Raw genomic sequence first — 14915 nt, forward strand, 5'->3', positions numbered from 1 at the left:
GCCCTAGGGTATGCCAGCACCGTGATCAAGACTCGTACCTGCGGGCATGCGCTTCTACGACGCGGACACGAGACAGGCCACGAACTCCTCGCTCGTAAGACCCGCTCCGCGATGGGCGCCGGGGGTACGGATCGTTCGGCCCTAGGGTATGCCAGCACCGTGATCAAGACTCGTACCTGCGGGCATGCGCTTCTACGACGCGGACACGAGACAGGCCACGAACTCCTCGCTCGTAAGACCCGCTCCGCGATGGGCGCCGGGGTACGAATCGTTCCGAGACTCACGTATACCGGCTCAGTGGTCGTCCGGGGCAAGTAAGTCCGGACTCGACCGGGCAGGTGTTGGGTCGAGCGATAGGTGGGCACTACTACGCTTGCGCGCGTGAAGAAACTGGTGCCGCTGCTGGTCGATGCACTGCTGGTCATCTTGTTCTGCGTGATCGGCAGGCGCAGCCATGACGAGGCGGTACTCACCGGATTATTGAAGACGGTGTGGCCGTTCGGGATCGGACTTGCGATCGGCTGGGTGGTGGCCGTCGCCGTGGCGAGCCGGACGGTCGGCGACAAGGGGCGCGCCGAGCACTTCGACGGAACCGCCTTGTGGCCGACCGGAGTTCTGGTGTGGCTCGGCACGCTCTGCGGCGGGATGCTGCTGCGTGTGATCGGCGGTCAGGGCACGGCGTTCAGTTTCATCATCGTCGCGGCGTGTGTGCTCGCGCTGTTCCTACTCGGCTGGCGCGCGGCCATCAAGGCTTTCAACTGAGGCGTTACGGCTCCGGGCTGGCCAAGTATTGCAGCATCCTGGCCGCCATCCGCGCGGTCGCGTCGCCGCTGTCGGCATCGTTGATGTGGATCGCGAAGGCCAGATCCCCCGCATTCGCGATGAGCCAACCGTCATTGCCCGCGGTGGCCGCGAGCCCGGTGACGTCACGGAACGGCCGCAGGGGTGCGAATTCCGGTCGGCCCGCGCCATCGCGCAGCAGACCGCGCAACCGGTTGGTCAGCTCCGGTGGCATACCGCTGACCTGCGCGTCGGTAGTACTCGGCCGTCCGGCCTCGATCATCGGCGGCGGCACCTGTCCGCGCGCGATAGCCGCCGCGGCGATCGCCATACCGAAGGGGCTGGCCAACACCGCATCCGTCCCGCCGCCCTGACGGACCTGCTCGGCACTGCGACCAGCGACCGCGACCCGCCCGGTGACCTCATCCAATCCGGGCACCTTGTAGTCGACGCCGACGCCGAGATTCGGCGCGGCCTCGGCCGCATCCGGCACCGGAACGTCCTGCGGTGCCTTGTTCTTCAGGACCGAGGCGACATTGCGGAACAGGTCGATATTGGTGCCGACCGGATATAGCCCGGTGAAGGCGACCGAACCGTGCTCACTGGCCTGCGTATTCTGCGCGACCGCGACGACCGCGCCGCTGGAGGGCTGGATCGCCACGATCGAGGCGGGCGTGGCGACGCTCACCACGGCATCCTCGGCGGCACGCTGCAGGCGCTGATCCATGGTGGCCGCGATATCCGGACCGGGCGGTCCCTGATATCCGGCGACCTGACCGACATAGCGACCGTCCTGTTCGAAAATCTGCACACCCCAACCGGCGTGCTGATCTTGACTGTCCTGCCACACTTTGCGCAGCGCGTCCAGCATCGGCGACCAGGTCCGGCGATCGGCGGAGATGAGCCGCGGCTGCTTCTCCATGACTACGCCGGGCACCCGCCCCATCGCGGACTCCAGGATCGCGAAATCGGGTTCACGCAGATTCACCGCGACGATCGGCTTGCCCTGCGAGGTCGACAGCTGCTGCATCAGCGACGGTCCGGTGATCAGCGGCGCGACCGGTTCGATGGCCTTGGCCAGTGCGTCGGTCGAGGCGACCAAGTTGGTCGTCTTCGCCGGATCGAGCTTGATCACATTGATGACCTGTTCGGTCATCAGCGCGCCGCCGACGATGTCGGTGACCCGCGGTGGCGGGGTGGGTGTAGTGCGCACGAGCCGAACTGTGCGGTTGTGGTCCAGTTGCGGCATGACGACGGCGGGATCCCAGGAGATCCGCCAGCCGATCGCCAACTTCCGCACATTGCCCTGCAGGCTGTACTTCCAGATCTTGTTCTCGCCGAAGTTCCAGGCGACGTCCATGCTGAACAGTCCGGCCTCGCGGTCCAGACCGATGAATTGGGTCTTCTGGTAGTCGACCTTGCCCGGCTGCAAACCCGCGAACATTTGCTTCAGCGTTGCCGAAGCAGCCGTGGGATAGGAGGTCAGCTCCGCGGCCTTGGCATAGTTCTGATCGTCGAGCAGTTCGGTGAAGCGGTCTACGACGCCTTCGGCTTCATTTCGTTTCTCGTCGGATCCACACGATCCGAGCATGATGGCCAGTGCCGCCGCCCCCGCGAGTGCGATTGCGCCCCGGACGCGATAGCGGCGGGATCCCCACACATCCATGTCGCCCACTCTTTACTCTTGTCACTCCAGTAACAAGACCACCGTACCTGAAATTATTTGCCCGCCGTGCCGCCGCCGCCCGTTCGTTACCCATGCTCAGCATCTCCAATTGTGCCCGAAACCCTGGCTTCGGGCGGCCGATCATGGCCGTTCTCCGGTCCGCTGCGACACCCAGCGCCGCAACCGTACCGGCCGGAACGCAAAGTCGGACGAAAACGGCGTACGTCGGCGTTTCGGGGGCGAAGGGCCCCATTGACCAGCGCACACCCTCACTGCGGGCTACCCGCGCGGCTGGACATCGAAACCGTTCGCACAGAGCAGAACCGCTGCTCGCATTTGCGACGTAATCTTGTAATCAATGAAACGAACACACCACAGTAAGTAGGTGAATCCCATGAGGCACGATCATCGGGGACGGGGTTTCGGACGTCCGGGCGGCTGGCAGCAGGCCGACCTACCGGACCCAGCGGATGCCCCCGACTGGTTCGCTGGACGGTTGCCGAGCGATTGGTTCAGCGCACCGCCCGTTATCGAAATCGACCGCGACGAAATCGTGGTGATCGGTGAACTTCCGATCCCGCAGCCCGAAAAGCCCGCGGTAGCGGAGGCCGCCGAGGCCGATACCGATGCGCCCACCGAGAAGGTTCCGACCGCGACGAAAGAGGGTGCGGTCGCCCGATTCCGCGAGACCACCCGCCCGGCACGCATGCGGATCGCGGACGAAGCGCAGCGCCGCTACGGCCGCAGTGTCGCCTGGGGCGTCTCCGTGGACGGTGAACGAATCATGTTCACGCACTTGGCCGTTCCGGTGATGACCCGGTTGCGTCAGCCGGAGCGCAAGGTGCTCGATACGCTCGTCGATTCCGGTGTGGCCAGGTCGCGGGCGGATGCGCTGGCATGGACGGTGAAGCTGGCGGGCAAACATGCGGAGGCCTGGCTCGAGGAGTTGCGCACCGCCATGCGGAAGGTGGACGACCTGCGGTCGGAAGGTCCGCAGGGACTCTGATCGGATCGGCTGCGTTGTTCGAGCGACCCTGCCGCTACGGCTAGTGTCTTGTTCATGTCGACACCTGGTCCGATCCTGGTTCTGAACGGCCCGAACCTCAATATGCTCGGCGCTCGGCAGCCGGAGGTCTACGGGTCGGACACGCTCGACGATGTCGTCGAGCTGTGCAAGCAGACCGCCGCCCGATACGGCCGCGAGATCGATGCGTTCCAGTCGAATTCCGAAGGAGCGCTCATCGATCGGATCCACCGGGCACGCGGCGTCGAGTCGGGCATTGTCATCAATCCCGGTGGGCTGACACACACTTCGGTGGCGTTGCGCGATGCGTTGGTGATTCCGGAGCTCCCGATTGTCGAGGTGCACATCAGCAATGTGCATGCGCGTGAGGAGTTTCGGCATCACTCCTACATCTCGGGTATCGCGACCGCGGTGATCGCCGGGATGGGGATTCGGGGCTACGCCGCCGCCATCGAATTCTTGATCAACCGTTAAGCGAGGCCGGCCCGCTGTTGAGCATCCAGCGGGCCGGCTTTCGCCGCGTGGCCGTTCGTCACGATCCGGATTGCCTTGTCGGGCTATGCGAGCCGGAAGACCGGGAAGCCCGGCGCGATCTCGGCCAACTCCGCGTCGGTGGCGTTCTTGGTGACGCCCTCGAAGAACTTGCCGACCTCCCAGCCCCACTTCTGCAGGTAGAGGCGCAGCAGCGGCACTTTGTCCGCGTCCGCCACCTCCGCTGCCGTGAATGCCTCGACCTTGCGCCCGAGTCGCAGTTCACCATTGCCCGCAACCCGCAGGTTCCGCACCCACTGCGTATGCCCGCGCGGCGCGACCAGGTAGCGAGTGCCATCGCTATCGGTCATCAGATTCACCATCGTGGTCCGCCACTCGCCACTCTTGCGACCGCGCACGGCCAGCAGCCGCGAACCCATCACACTGATGCCGAGCCGAGGCAGCCAGTTGGCAACCTTGTTCATGATCGGGTCGAGGCCGGTAGGACCGATGTAGCGGGTGCTGGCGTTCATGACGACTCCTTGTTGTGAGCACTGCTCTCTGTTGAGATCAGTGTTCCACGTCAGCCTGCGCAAAGTCAAGAGCACTGCTCTCTTTATCGGCAGTCGTAGTCAATGGGCCAGCCGTCTTCGCCGATCTCCCATAGCGAGCCGTCCGCCCGCTGATAAAGCGGGCCGCCTTCCACGGGAGCCAACTCGAGCTTGAACCAGGTGTCTTCGTGGAAAGCCGCGAGCAGCGCACGCACGCACGGGGCGATTTCACATCGCCGGGGCTGCATCTCAGTCATTCGAGTTATGCCCCAATGGGTTTGGGAGGTCCGTCCCACACAGCAGAGCGGCCCAGTAGTCCTCGCGAAGTGCGTCCCAGAGGTCGCCGTGCTCAGGAAGCAACTGCCGCGCATCGGCCAGATCCGGATACGCGTCGAACATGATCGTTCCAGGTTGCACATCCGGAAGTAGCGTGCGCGACGGCAGGCGACAGGCGGTGAACGACTCGTGTGGGAACTGCACCCGCAGAATGCGTGCGGAACTCCGTACCAGCTGCCACACCGCGACCTTGCGACCACATCGAGTTTGCGTGGTCCGCAATGAATCTCGCCGCATCACGCGACTTCACCGTTGACACGCCCAACGCTGGGAAAATCGACAGTCCCACGCGGGAACGATCCTGTGGGCGCAGGCTGGCCTGCCCACTCGCGGACCGCGTCCGCAAACCGCTCGACCACGTCGATCGAAGCGCCACTGTAGGTGATTGGCGGCCCGATGAACGGATTTCGTTGTGGAAGCTCTTGGTTCGACATCTGCCGCCCTCCCGGACCTCGACGATTACTGGTGCGTCCGGCGCCCTGCCACCTCCACGGCGCCCAAGACACTCAGAATCGCGCGATATCCAGGGACGAAATAACCCTCTAAAAGGGACACTTAGGGACATTTCATTGATGAAATAGCGACATGTCCAACGAACGGCTCCGCAGCGCAACCGCGGCGGCGGGCCTCACGAAGAACAGTCTCGCCGAACTGGTCGGAGTCAGCACGAAGACTGTCGAGCGCTGGCTCACCCAGGATCGGTGTCCACACCCACGCATTCGCGTGGAAGTCGCTCGGGCACTTGGACAAGACGAGACCTACCTGTGGCCCGAACTGTTGGCCGGTAGTCGAACGATGAACACGTCACTGTCCGAAATCGTTCAGATCTGGCCCACCCGCCCAGATGTTCCGCACGATGTGTGGCGGGCGTTGCTGCGACAGGCATCCAAGAACATCGAAATCTTGGTCTACGCGGGCGGATTCCTAGTTGAGTCGCTGGACTTCGTGAACGTTGCCCAGGCCAAATCGGAGGCTGGCGCCGAGATTCGCATCCTTCTTGGTGATGCCGATTCGGAGGCAGTTCGCGCGCGCTCGTGAAGAGGAATTGCCATCGTTGCCGCAGCGCTGCCACTCAACACTCGAATACCTGCGGGAGACAAGTAAATTGCCGAGAGTCGACATCAGGACTCACCGCACGCCGCTGTACAACAGCATCTATCGTTTCGACGATTCGATGCTCATCAACACCCATAGCTATGGCGCGTACGCTGCGAAATCACCCGTTCAGCACCTACAGCACGTACCAGGCGGACGGCTCTTCTCGTACTACCTGCAGTCGTTCGAAGCCGTGTGGGCGACCGCCCGCCCCGCAGTACTCTGAGTTCTATGGGTCGACGCATCGACTACCACCAGGACCCCAATGCGCCAGCGGCGAACAGCGTCCGACCGAGCGCGGGGGCTTTCGTGCGACGTGACGACACCGTCTTGCTCATCTGTCGATCCGACAACGGCAACTGGTCAATGCCCGGTGGCGCACACGATCCAGGGGAATCACTCAGCCACACCGCGGTTCGTGAAACACACGAGGAAACAGGTGTCGACATCCGACTGGTCGGGCTTGTCGGCATCTTTACCGACCCGACCCATGTCATTCACTACACCAGCAACGATGAGGTCAGGCAGGAATTCACCGTCATCTACCGCGCCGAATCCATTGGCGGTGAGCCGACACCGAGCGATGAAAGCACTCGGGTCGAATGGGTTCTGGTCGACCAGATCCCCGCTCTCACAATGGATCCGAGCCAGCGCAAACGGATCGATTGGGCGCTGACCAAGACCGAGCCCTACATCGACCCCGAAGCTCGCTGAACCATCGTCCTGATGAGCGGTTCGGCACGACTGATAGCCGTGTGAACAGTGCTGCCGGGCTCGTACCGGCTCAGGATCTCATCCAAGCGTTCGTCTACTGTCAGCAATTCACCGTTCGGGCCGGTCGTCATATCGGCCCACCATACGAACGCATCGACCGTGTCCAGTGCGTCGACGTTTGTTGCCTTGAACCGATCGAACGCAGCTAGGTCCAACCCTCGAACATCGGCCTCAACGACGCTGGCGGAGTGAAACGCGACGGCATGGCATACGACCGGCGAGTACCCCAACGACTCGAGAAAGTTTGCGCCATCGATCGGATGGAATCCCGTAACTGGGTACCCATACCCGACATCGTGCAGGTATGCCGCCGTGATCGCATCCTGTCGGAGGTGCTCCGGCAGCATGTGCGCCACACTCTCCAACCTGCGCCCGACCGCCAGCGAATGCACACGTCGCGACTCAGTCAACGACGCCAGCAGTTCGTCGATCGCGGCATCCATGACCGCCCATGCTACGCATCATGTTGGCCGCTCGAGCCGGTGGCGAAGTCGAAGGCCCTGGCCGTTGGTCGTTGCCGATTCCGTCAGCACGCATCAACGCAACGCTGCGATCTTGCGGTGTCCCCACGCGGGCCATTCCTCGACATGCCTGGCCGCGATCGACTCGAACCGTTCCACTTTCGAAGTGGCGCCCATCAGGCAGGCACTAGCCAGATCCGCACAAAGCGCTAGGAGCGGAAAACTTGGTGAGCCAGAACAAATTACGGGCCAGCGTTATAGCATTGTGCGATTCCCGCGCTGTCGAGGGCCGCGACGGCTGGGGACGCACCCTGCTAGGTGATGCCTGTCCATGCACGCCCACAGATCGGCCTGATAGATGTATGAAGATCCGGACCTTGCGCAAGCGCAGGTCTTCTTGGAACTGCTGGCGAATCAGACCAAAGTGTTGACTCGTGAACTCCGATTCGCTCATCGCCTCAACCCGACCTCACGCGAAGAGTTGACGGGTGAGCTGCGCACTGTCCAATACTTCATAGACCGCCTCCACCGGCGATTCCCGGAAACTCGGCAACGTCAACCCACCTGACAATGCGCTATACGGCTGGTTCCGGGAGCGTCTCGCCTGTCTCCAGCAGAGTTTTGAGGCCGGACAAGATGCTCGGCCAACCACCGCTGATGCCCGCCAGGACAGCGCTGCCCGGCTGGAAGCCGTCGTGTACCACTGTCAACTTCACCAGTTCGGCACCGGCTGGCTCGATCTCGAAGGTCACCTTCGAGCGCGGCTCGCGGGACCACGCCGCTACGTCGTCGGGGTTCATCTCGAATGCTGCGGCGAAGGAGGGGTCGAAGGTGTGCCAGGTGTAGGACAGTTTGCGGTACGGATCTGATTCCAGGACGACCTGTTCGGGGTCCTTGCTGGTCCAATCCTGTTGGTGCCACACCATTTCCGAACCGGGCCGCCAATCGGTGTCGAAGCTGGCACCCCAGTAGCGGTTGGTGAAGGCGGGGTCGGTGAGCGCCTGCCAGAGTTTTTCGGGCGTGGTCCGGATGTAGGTGGTGTAGACGAATGCGTTGTCACTCATGGGGTTTGCCTCCAATGCATGTTTCAGGTCGGCCAGTGCGTGGACTCGGGCACGGTGGTAGCGGGTGATCCAGCGGTCGGCAATGGCGTTGATGGGTTCGGCGTTGAGGTAGTGGAGCTTTTCGCGACCGCTGCGGCGGGTGGTGATCAAATTGGCCGCCTCCAGGACTGCGAGGTGCTTGCTCACCGATTGACGCGCCATATCCAGTTCGGCGCACAACTCGCGCAGGGTTTGTCCGTTGCGCGCGTTGAGGCTGTCGAGCAGCCTTCTGCGGCTCGGGTCGGCGAGTGCTTTGAATACCTCGTCCATGCCACCTTCTCGCGGGATATGCAGCCAGCAAGCTGCATATCCGAGGATATGCAGCCGTTTGGCTGCATGTCAACTGGAGAACGACGCGGAAAGAGCATTGTCGCGGCGGCATGTAGTAGATATGCTACGAAACATCCCGATCTCACAACGGGAGGATGAGATGACAATGGGTAACAGCGTCGCGCTGGACGTCGAGAAATTGCGGATGCGGTACGGCACGACCGATGTCCTGCACGATGTGACATTCCGAGCGCGGCAGGGCGAGGTGCTGGTACTCCTCGGACCGAACGGTGCGGGCAAAACCACCACCATCGAAATTCTGGAGGGCTTCCGTATGCGCTCCGCGGGCCGCGTCGAGGTGCTCGGCACCGATCCCGCACACGGTAGCGAAGCCTGGCGGGCGCGAGTCGGCGTGGTCCTGCAGTCGTGGCGCGACCACGCGAAATGGCGCGTGCACGAACTACTTTCACACCTCGGCTCCTACTACGCGCCGTACCGCACCGATTCGATCCAACGACCTTGGGACACCGACGAACTCATCTCGGCCGTCGGTCTGACTGAGCAAGCGAACAGCAAGATCGGATCGCTGTCCGGCGGACAGCGCCGCCGCATGGATGTGGCGATAGGCATCGTCGGCCGTCCCGAACTGCTGTTCCTCGATGAACCGACCGCGGGCTTCGATCCACAGGCACGACGCGAATTCCATGATCTGGTCCATCGACTCGCCGACGACCGGACCACCATCCTGCTCACCACCCACGACCTCGACGAGGCCGAGAAGCTCGCCGACCGCATCATGATCCTGGCCGGTGGCCGGATCATCGCCGACGGCTCGGCCGACGAACTGTCGCGCCGCATCGCGGGTGAGGCCGAAATCCGTTGGACCCATGGCGGACAGCGATTCGTGCACACCACCACCGAATCGACCAAATTCGTCTACGAACTGTTCGAACAACACGGTGAGCAGATCGGCGAACTGGAGGTGCGGCGCGCCTCGCTCGAGGACACGTACATGGCGCTGGTGCGGCAATACGAGTCGGGCAGGGTCGAAACCGAGGTGCACTCACTGAAGGAGGTCGCGCGATGAATCCGATGGACGCCGCGGTCCGGGCCGGAACCCGGCGTGGACTGATCGAGCTGCGGCAATCGCTGACCAATACGCAGGACCTGTGGGGCATGCTGTTCTGGCCGGTCACCATGGTCATCGTGCTGTTCTTCATGCGCAATGCGACATTCGAGGCCAGTGGCCTCGGGCTCGGGTCGCTGGCCTTGCCGAGCATCCTCGGCATGCTCGTCGCCTTCAACGGGATGTTCGGCATCGCCCAGTTGCTCACCATGGAGCGCGAAGACGGAACGCTGTTGCGCGCCAAGGCAACACCGAACGGCATGGTGGGCTATCTGATCGGCAAGATCGTCACCACCGCGGGGTGGGTAGTCATCCCGTTCCTGATCGTATTGATACCCGGGCTCTTCCTGGTCGACGGCACGGCGATGGACAGCGTCGGCTCCTGGCTGAGCTTGATCGGCATTGTCACGCTCGGCATGATCGCGACCATGCCGGTCGGTGCGGTGCTCGGATCGTTGTTCAGCAATCCGCGCAATATCGGCTTCGTCTCGCTGCCGATCATGGGCATCGTCGCGATCTCCGGCATCTTCTACCCGATCACCTCGATGCCGGGCTGGATACAAGGGGTCGCGCAGGTATTCCCTGTCTACTGGGTCGGCCTCGGCATGCGCGCGGCGATGCTGCCGGGCGATGCGGTCACCATCGAGCTCGGTCATTCCTGGCGGCATCTGGAAACCATTGCTGTGCTCGGTGTTTGGGCGGTGGTCGGGTTGCTGCTCGCCCCGGTCGTGCTGCGCAGGATGGCACGTCGCGAATCCGGGTCGAGCGTGGCGGCGCGGCGCGAGAAGGCGATTCAGCGTGCCTACTGAGGTCATCTACAACCGCATCGCCATGTTGCGGGCCGAGCGCGGCATCTCCCGACGGGAGTTGGCCGAGGCGCTCGGGGTGCACTACCAGACGATCGGTTACCTCGAGCGTGGCGAATACAGCCCGAGCCTGCATCTGGCATTGCGGATCGCTGCGTACTTCGAAGTGGCGGTGGAAGTCGTATTCGCCATCCACCAGTTTCCACGCCTCGGCTCGGCCGAATCAGTCGGGGCGGCAGGCGATTAGACTGTCCATAATTCGACATATGCTGTGCCACAACCGATTCGATAGGCCGGAGCGCCGCCACCCAGCGCGGATCCGAAGGCTCCTCGTACCGGACGGCAGCGCGCACCGTGTCACGAACGGTCGCTGAGCATCAACGCGTATGTGGACACGGCCTCGCCCTTCTCCTCGCTGGCCGCAACGGCCCTGCGCCAGAACGCCTGTGCGGTATGCGAGAACGTCGCGTCGACACCGACCTCTTCGCTGGCGTCGATGATGTGCTGTACGCCAGCGTCCATCATTGTGAGACTGGCCACTGTGGCCCAGCCGCCGTTCTGGTTGGCGACCGAATGCTGCTCCATGAAATAGGGGAACGCGGCATTGGACCGGACGGCGAACGGGACGAACTGGTCGACGCGGTGCCCGGAGCGTTCGATGACCGCGGTCGCCTGGTCGAAAGCCAGTAGCCAGGGATGGAAGATGGTGAGCAGGGCCTGGTAGAAGACCTGCGCGAGACCGTCGTCGACGCCGAGGTACTCCTGCGGGCTCAGCGGGCGGAGCAGTTCGGCGTGCGCGTCGAAGACCTCGCGCGGACCGCTGTAGAAGATGTACGACGCCGGATGGACGATATTGTCGCCCGCCGACATGACGCCGCCGGAGATGAACTCCGCACCGTGCTCGCGGACCCAGGCCGCACCCTTGCGGGCCTTTTCCGGGGAATCCGAGGACAGATTCGCGATCACCCTGCCCTTCAAGTGGCCGGTCGCCTGGCCCAGCACGTCGTACATGGCGGCATAGTGCGTGAGGCTGATTACGGTGACCTCATTGGCGTCCAGCGCATCGGCGACCGTGGCGGCGCGCTTCGCGCCTAGTTCGACCATGGCGTCGACCTTGTCGCTGCTGCGGTTCCACACCGTTACCTCGATACCGGCGTCCAGGAAGGCCCTGACCATGGCCTGTCCCATGGGCCCGAGGCCGACGACGGAGACGGATCCAGTGGTGGTCTGCTCGGACATTGGGTGTCCCTTCGGTTCTCGTTCGAATGGTTGTCGGCTGACCGTTTCCAGCGACCTGCAAGCAGTCGCTACGGCCAGGAATCCATCGTCGTTGTCGCAGGTAGGGTCGGGAAGACCGAACGTTCAGGTGCGGTTGCTTACCTCGAGGTTCGAATTCAGGTCAGAAGGAGTGCGGCGGACATGAGCAGTGACGCGGATCACGATGTGTGCGGGATGTCGGTAGCGATCGACGTCGTCGGCGGCAAATGGAAGCTGCATCTGATGTGGGTGCTCAGCGCGGGCCCGCAGCGCTTCGGCCGGATCCGCAAGCTGCTCACCGGCGTCAGCGAAAAAGTGCTCGCCGAAAACCTGCGCCAGCTCGAAGCCACCGGCGTTGTCCACCGTGAGGTGTTCCCCGAAGTTCCCCCGCGCGTCGAATACTCACTCACCCCACTCGGCGAAGAACTCGATGTCGCATTGCGTCCGCTGGGGGCGTGGGGTGACAAGAACCGCGATCAGCTCCTCGGAAATCTGCTGGCCTCCGCGAACTAGCGGCTCGGGCACCGAGCGGTGTCCGCGAGTCCGCCGTATTGCATTCGCAGACAACGGTTTCCACATGCGCCGAGCATTTCGCAGGCTTGCCGAACGCACTGGCCGGAGCCGGGTCCCGGGCGGCAGGACCCGGCCGCCCGCTGGCTAACCGAGGGAATCGAGTAGCACCGGCAATTCGAGCGGGCCATTGGTGCTGATCTGCGGGGCATACTGAATTGTCGACGGATCGCAGGCAAGGCTCAGTCGCGGAAAGCGATTGAACAGCTCGGAAAGTGCGATCCGGCTCTCCAGCCGAGCCAGCGGCGCGCCGAGGCAGACATGCGGTCCGCGCCCGAACGCGAGCTGATCGCGATGGTCGTGATCGATATCGAAGCGATCGGCCTCCGGATAATGCCGCGCGTCCCTGCCCACGCCGCCGTACCACAGCATCATGCTTCCAGCCGGAATGTCCACCCCCGCCACCGTCACGTCGTGGCGCGCGTATCGCATCAGTGCGCCGACCACCGAGGACTGATACCGCAGGATCTCCTCCACGACGTCGCCCCAGCGATCCTCGGCCAACGCCTTGGCTCGCTGATCGGGATGAGCGCACAGCACGACGACGGCGTTGCTCAGCAGGTGCACGGTGGTCTCGTGTCCGGCCACGATCACCAACCAGAGCATATTGACGAGGTCCTCGGTGGTCAGCTCATTGTCCGTATCGGCCTGCAGCAGTCCGGTAGTGAGATCGTCGCCGGGTTCGCGTTTCTTGCGCTCGAGCAGTTCGATGAAATAGGCGATCATGCTCTGCATCGCGGTCTGTGCCTGCTCACCCGTGCTGGTGTGCGACACGATCGTGGTGGACCAGGTCTTGATATGTGGCTGTTCGGATACGGGAACGCCGAACAATTCGCAGATCACCCGGACCGGGAACGGAGTGGTGAAGGCGGAGACGAGTTCGACCTCGTTGCCGCCGGGAAAGTTGTCGATGAGCTCCGTCGCGATCTTCTCGATGCGCGGTTCGAGTGCCGCGACCCTGGCGGCGGTGAAGGCGCGGCTGATCGTCTTGCGCAGCCGACGATGCTCGAGACCGTCCTTGTTGAGCATGTGGTCGATATCGGTCAGTGCGCGCATGGGCCAGTCGGCCGGGATGGTGCCATCGTGCAGGGCGGGACAGTTCGCCGCGCTCTTACTGAACATCCTGTCGTCGAGAACCGCGCTGACGGCTCGGTGGCTGACGGCGATCCAGGCGGGCACATCCCCGGGCAGCTGGATGGGAACCACCTCGCCGCGCTCGCGTATCCGGTCGTAGGTTTCGAAGGTCGATTCGCCAGCGGTGGGCAGCTGGATGACGGGCTCGGTCATGCTGTCTCCCAAGTGATTCGGGCTGATGCCTGGCCAGTGTCATCCGCTGATGGGCAACGGCGCATCCGATTCCGGAATCCGTACCCGATACCGAAACAGCAGGGTACGAAAACATAAGGCGGCGCCCGACGCACGATAGTCGCGGGTCAAATCCGCAGGTTGTGGACAGCGATCTGTTCGCCTACGCGCTCCAGCAAGGGAACCGGGCGTGACATCGAGCGGACGGGGTCCGGTTCGAGATCGGCAAGTGCGTAGACGGCGGTGAAGCCCGCCGCTCGGATCTGTTGCGGGGTAAGGAGAATGCGACCGGCGGCGATGACGACGGGGACGCCCATCGTGCGCGCGGCGTCACCGACGCCGATCGGGGCCTTGCCGTGCAGGCTCTGGATATCGAGAGTGCCCTCGCCGGTGACGACCAGGGTGGCTCCATCGAGATGGGCTGGGAAATCAAGGAGTTCGAGGACGACTTCGATGCCGCTGCGGACGTTCGCGCCGAGCACGGCCAGCGCACCGAAGCCGGTACCGCCCGCGGCGCCCGCGCCGGGGACCTCGGCGTATTCCGGAGCAACGATGTGGGACCAATTCGTCAGTGCCGCTTCGAGAATCGGAAGATCCTCCGATGTCGCGCCCTTCTGTGGTGCGTAGACCGCAACCGCACCGGCAGATCCGAGCAACGGATTGTCGACATCACAGGCCAGCGTGAAACGGGCCGAAGCGATGCCGGGGTGCAGTCCGGATCTATCGAGGTGTTCGGCGTTCGCCAAAATGGCTCCGCCCACAGGTAATTCGGCACCATCGTGGTCGAATACCCGGGCTCCGAGGGCGATCAGCATGCCCGCGCCGCCGTCGGTGGAGGCGCTACCGCCCAAGCCGAGCACGATGTCGGTGGCGCCCCGGTCCAACGCGTGTGCGATGACGACGCCGAGGCCGTAGGTGTGGGCTCCGAGCGGGTCGGGTTGTCCGCCTGGCAGTTTCGTCAGTCCGACGACCGCCGCCAATTCGATGACCGCGGTGGCGCCGTGCACCGCATAGGAGGTCGCGCCGGGCTCGCCGGTCGGGCCCGGCGCGGTCAGCGCAACCCGCTCCCAGCCCGCGGCCACGAAGGCGTCGACGGTTCCGTCACCACCGTCCGCGACGGGCACCTGCCGGATCTGCGCCTCCGGCACGACTCGGACGATGCCAGCGGCCAGCGCGGCCGCCACCTCGGGTGCGGTCAGCGAACCTTTGAACTTGTCCGGGGCGAGCACCACCCGGGGCGCGGACGTCATCCCCACATTGTCGAGGGCGATCTCGACGGTCGCATGTCGGGCCGATGCCGCGCGGCCTGGGTACAGCGCC

At 63.8% G+C, this 14915-nt stretch carries 18 protein-coding genes; 9 read left to right on the forward strand and 9 right to left on the reverse strand.

The window, feature by feature from the left end; genetic code table 11:
* Positions 1 to 381: 381 nt before the first annotated feature.
* Positions 382 to 762, forward strand: coding sequence for a DUF3054 domain-containing protein (locus ACQP1G_RS44865; protein ID WP_433196649.1), 381 nt, complete (start codon positions 382 to 384; stop codon positions 760 to 762).
* A gap of 4 nt (positions 763 to 766) precedes the next feature.
* Here ACQP1G_RS44865 and ACQP1G_RS44870 read toward each other — a convergent pair whose 3' ends face one another.
* Positions 767 to 2446, reverse strand: coding sequence for an NTF2-like N-terminal transpeptidase domain-containing protein (locus ACQP1G_RS44870; RefSeq protein WP_433196651.1), 1680 nt, complete (start codon positions 2444 to 2446; stop codon positions 767 to 769).
* A gap of 394 nt (positions 2447 to 2840) precedes the next feature.
* Here ACQP1G_RS44870 and ACQP1G_RS44875 point away from each other — a divergent pair, with 394 nt between their 5' ends.
* A complete protein-coding gene (locus ACQP1G_RS44875) occupies positions 2841 to 3452 on the forward strand; it encodes a hypothetical protein (RefSeq protein WP_433196653.1) in 612 nt (203 codons plus the stop codon).
* Positions 3453 to 3506: 54 nt separating this feature from the next.
* On the forward strand, positions 3507 to 3944 hold the full coding sequence (gene aroQ / locus ACQP1G_RS44880; protein ID WP_433196655.1) for a type II 3-dehydroquinate dehydratase: 438 nt from the start codon (positions 3507 to 3509) through the stop codon (positions 3942 to 3944).
* Positions 3945 to 4027: 83 nt separating this feature from the next.
* Here the strand turns inward: aroQ and ACQP1G_RS44885 are convergent, their stop codons facing one another.
* The 3 genes from ACQP1G_RS44885 to ACQP1G_RS44895 form a co-directional block, all read right to left on the reverse strand.
* Positions 4028 to 4474, reverse strand: coding sequence for a nitroreductase family deazaflavin-dependent oxidoreductase (locus tag ACQP1G_RS44885; RefSeq protein ID WP_433196657.1), 447 nt, complete (start codon positions 4472 to 4474; stop codon positions 4028 to 4030).
* 83 nt (positions 4475 to 4557) lie between these two features.
* The gene (locus tag ACQP1G_RS44890) at positions 4558 to 4749 is read right to left on the reverse strand and encodes a hypothetical protein (protein WP_433196659.1); all 192 of its coding nucleotides are present in this window, start codon (positions 4747 to 4749) and stop codon (positions 4558 to 4560) included.
* Entirely contained in the window at positions 4742 to 5068 is a 327-nt protein-coding gene (locus tag ACQP1G_RS44895; protein WP_433196661.1) for a hypothetical protein, read from the reverse strand. Before ACQP1G_RS44895 ends, ACQP1G_RS44890 begins: the two co-directional genes overlap by 8 nt.
* A gap of 345 nt (positions 5069 to 5413) precedes the next feature.
* Between ACQP1G_RS44895 and ACQP1G_RS44900 the strand changes: the two genes are divergently transcribed.
* Entirely contained in the window at positions 5414 to 5866 is a 453-nt protein-coding gene (locus ACQP1G_RS44900; protein ID WP_433196663.1) for a helix-turn-helix domain-containing protein, read from the forward strand.
* A gap of 288 nt (positions 5867 to 6154) precedes the next feature.
* Positions 6155 to 6637 carry an NUDIX hydrolase gene (locus ACQP1G_RS44905; RefSeq protein ID WP_433196665.1) on the forward strand — a complete coding sequence of 161 codons (483 nt, stop codon included), beginning with the start codon at positions 6155 to 6157 and terminating at the stop codon, positions 6635 to 6637.
* Here ACQP1G_RS44905 and ACQP1G_RS44910 read toward each other — a convergent pair.
* Positions 6613 to 7140: an HD domain-containing protein gene (locus ACQP1G_RS44910; protein WP_433196667.1), complete on the reverse strand. Its 528-nt coding sequence runs from the start codon at positions 7138 to 7140 to the stop codon at positions 6613 to 6615. The two genes, ACQP1G_RS44905 and ACQP1G_RS44910, sit on opposite strands and share 25 nt — an antisense overlap.
* Before the next feature lie 593 nt (positions 7141 to 7733).
* A complete protein-coding gene (locus tag ACQP1G_RS44915; protein ID WP_433196669.1) occupies positions 7734 to 8531 on the reverse strand; it encodes an ArsR/SmtB family transcription factor in 798 nt (265 codons plus the stop codon).
* A gap of 160 nt (positions 8532 to 8691) precedes the next feature.
* On the opposite strand from ACQP1G_RS44915, the gene ACQP1G_RS44920 reads away from it, so the two are divergent.
* From ACQP1G_RS44920 to ACQP1G_RS44930, 3 genes are read left to right on the forward strand one after another with little or no spacing between them, the layout of a single operon-like run.
* A complete protein-coding gene (locus ACQP1G_RS44920; RefSeq protein ID WP_433196671.1) occupies positions 8692 to 9618 on the forward strand; it encodes an ABC transporter ATP-binding protein in 927 nt (308 codons plus the stop codon).
* Complete coding sequence (locus tag ACQP1G_RS44925; protein ID WP_433196673.1) at positions 9615 to 10466, forward strand: ABC transporter permease; 852 nt, start codon at positions 9615 to 9617, stop codon at positions 10464 to 10466. The genes ACQP1G_RS44920 and ACQP1G_RS44925 overlap by 4 nt, the downstream gene beginning before the upstream one ends.
* The gene (locus tag ACQP1G_RS44930) at positions 10456 to 10710 is read left to right on the forward strand and encodes a helix-turn-helix transcriptional regulator (RefSeq protein WP_433196675.1); all 255 of its coding nucleotides are present in this window, start codon (positions 10456 to 10458) and stop codon (positions 10708 to 10710) included. Before ACQP1G_RS44925 ends, ACQP1G_RS44930 begins: the two co-directional genes overlap by 11 nt.
* A gap of 110 nt (positions 10711 to 10820) precedes the next feature.
* On the opposite strand, the gene ACQP1G_RS44935 is transcribed toward ACQP1G_RS44930, so the two are convergent.
* Entirely contained in the window at positions 10821 to 11702 is an 882-nt protein-coding gene (locus ACQP1G_RS44935) for an NAD(P)-dependent oxidoreductase (protein WP_433196677.1), read from the reverse strand.
* Between the two features lie 180 nt (positions 11703 to 11882).
* On the opposite strand from ACQP1G_RS44935, the gene ACQP1G_RS44940 reads away from it, so the two are divergent.
* Positions 11883 to 12233, forward strand: a complete 351-nt coding sequence (locus tag ACQP1G_RS44940) for a winged helix-turn-helix transcriptional regulator (RefSeq protein ID WP_433196679.1) — start codon at positions 11883 to 11885, stop codon at positions 12231 to 12233.
* Between the two features lie 144 nt (positions 12234 to 12377).
* Here the strand turns inward: ACQP1G_RS44940 and ACQP1G_RS44945 are convergent, their stop codons facing one another.
* Together ACQP1G_RS44945 and ACQP1G_RS44950 are read right to left on the reverse strand one after the other, a co-directional pair.
* A complete protein-coding gene (locus ACQP1G_RS44945; protein WP_433196681.1) occupies positions 12378 to 13577 on the reverse strand; it encodes a cytochrome P450 family protein in 1200 nt (399 codons plus the stop codon).
* Between the two features lie 146 nt (positions 13578 to 13723).
* Positions 13724 to 14845, reverse strand: a complete 1122-nt coding sequence (locus ACQP1G_RS44950) for a glycerate kinase (RefSeq protein WP_433196683.1) — start codon at positions 14843 to 14845, stop codon at positions 13724 to 13726.
* Positions 14846 to 14915: the final 70 nt, after the last annotated feature.

The organism is Nocardia sp. CA-107356 (assembly GCF_050946365.1).
GTDB lineage: Bacteria > Actinomycetota > Actinomycetes > Mycobacteriales > Mycobacteriaceae > Nocardia.

Excerpts from the sequence above, each read along its gene's own strand:
- ACQP1G_RS44870 (WP_433196651.1), bottom strand. The coding sequence starts at position 2,446 with ATGGATGTGTGGGGATCCCGCCGCTATCGCGTCCGGGGCGCAATCGCA.
- ACQP1G_RS44875 (WP_433196653.1), top strand. The coding sequence starts at position 2,841 with ATGAGGCACGATCATCGGGGACGGGGTTTCGGACGTCCGGGCGGCTGG.
- aroQ (WP_433196655.1), top strand. The coding sequence starts at position 3,507 with ATGTCGACACCTGGTCCGATCCTGGTTCTGAACGGCCCGAACCTCAAT.
- ACQP1G_RS44885 (WP_433196657.1), bottom strand. The coding sequence starts at position 4,474 with ATGAACGCCAGCACCCGCTACATCGGTCCTACCGGCCTCGACCCGATC.
- ACQP1G_RS44890 (WP_433196659.1), bottom strand. The coding sequence starts at position 4,749 with ATGACTGAGATGCAGCCCCGGCGATGTGAAATCGCCCCGTGCGTGCGT.
- ACQP1G_RS44900 (WP_433196663.1), top strand. The coding sequence starts at position 5,414 with ATGTCCAACGAACGGCTCCGCAGCGCAACCGCGGCGGCGGGCCTCACG.
- ACQP1G_RS44905 (WP_433196665.1), top strand. The coding sequence starts at position 6,155 with ATGGGTCGACGCATCGACTACCACCAGGACCCCAATGCGCCAGCGGCG.
- ACQP1G_RS44910 (WP_433196667.1), bottom strand. The coding sequence starts at position 7,140 with ATGGATGCCGCGATCGACGAACTGCTGGCGTCGTTGACTGAGTCGCGA.
- ACQP1G_RS44915 (WP_433196669.1), bottom strand. The coding sequence starts at position 8,531 with ATGGACGAGGTATTCAAAGCACTCGCCGACCCGAGCCGCAGAAGGCTG.
- ACQP1G_RS44920 (WP_433196671.1), top strand. The coding sequence starts at position 8,692 with ATGACAATGGGTAACAGCGTCGCGCTGGACGTCGAGAAATTGCGGATG.
- ACQP1G_RS44925 (WP_433196673.1), top strand. The coding sequence starts at position 9,615 with ATGAATCCGATGGACGCCGCGGTCCGGGCCGGAACCCGGCGTGGACTG.
- ACQP1G_RS44935 (WP_433196677.1), bottom strand. The coding sequence starts at position 11,702 with ATGTCCGAGCAGACCACCACTGGATCCGTCTCCGTCGTCGGCCTCGGG.
- ACQP1G_RS44940 (WP_433196679.1), top strand. The coding sequence starts at position 11,883 with ATGAGCAGTGACGCGGATCACGATGTGTGCGGGATGTCGGTAGCGATC.
- ACQP1G_RS44945 (WP_433196681.1), bottom strand. The coding sequence starts at position 13,577 with ATGACCGAGCCCGTCATCCAGCTGCCCACCGCTGGCGAATCGACCTTC.
- ACQP1G_RS44950 (WP_433196683.1), bottom strand. The coding sequence starts at position 14,845 with ATGACGTCCGCGCCCCGGGTGGTGCTCGCCCCGGACAAGTTCAAAGGT.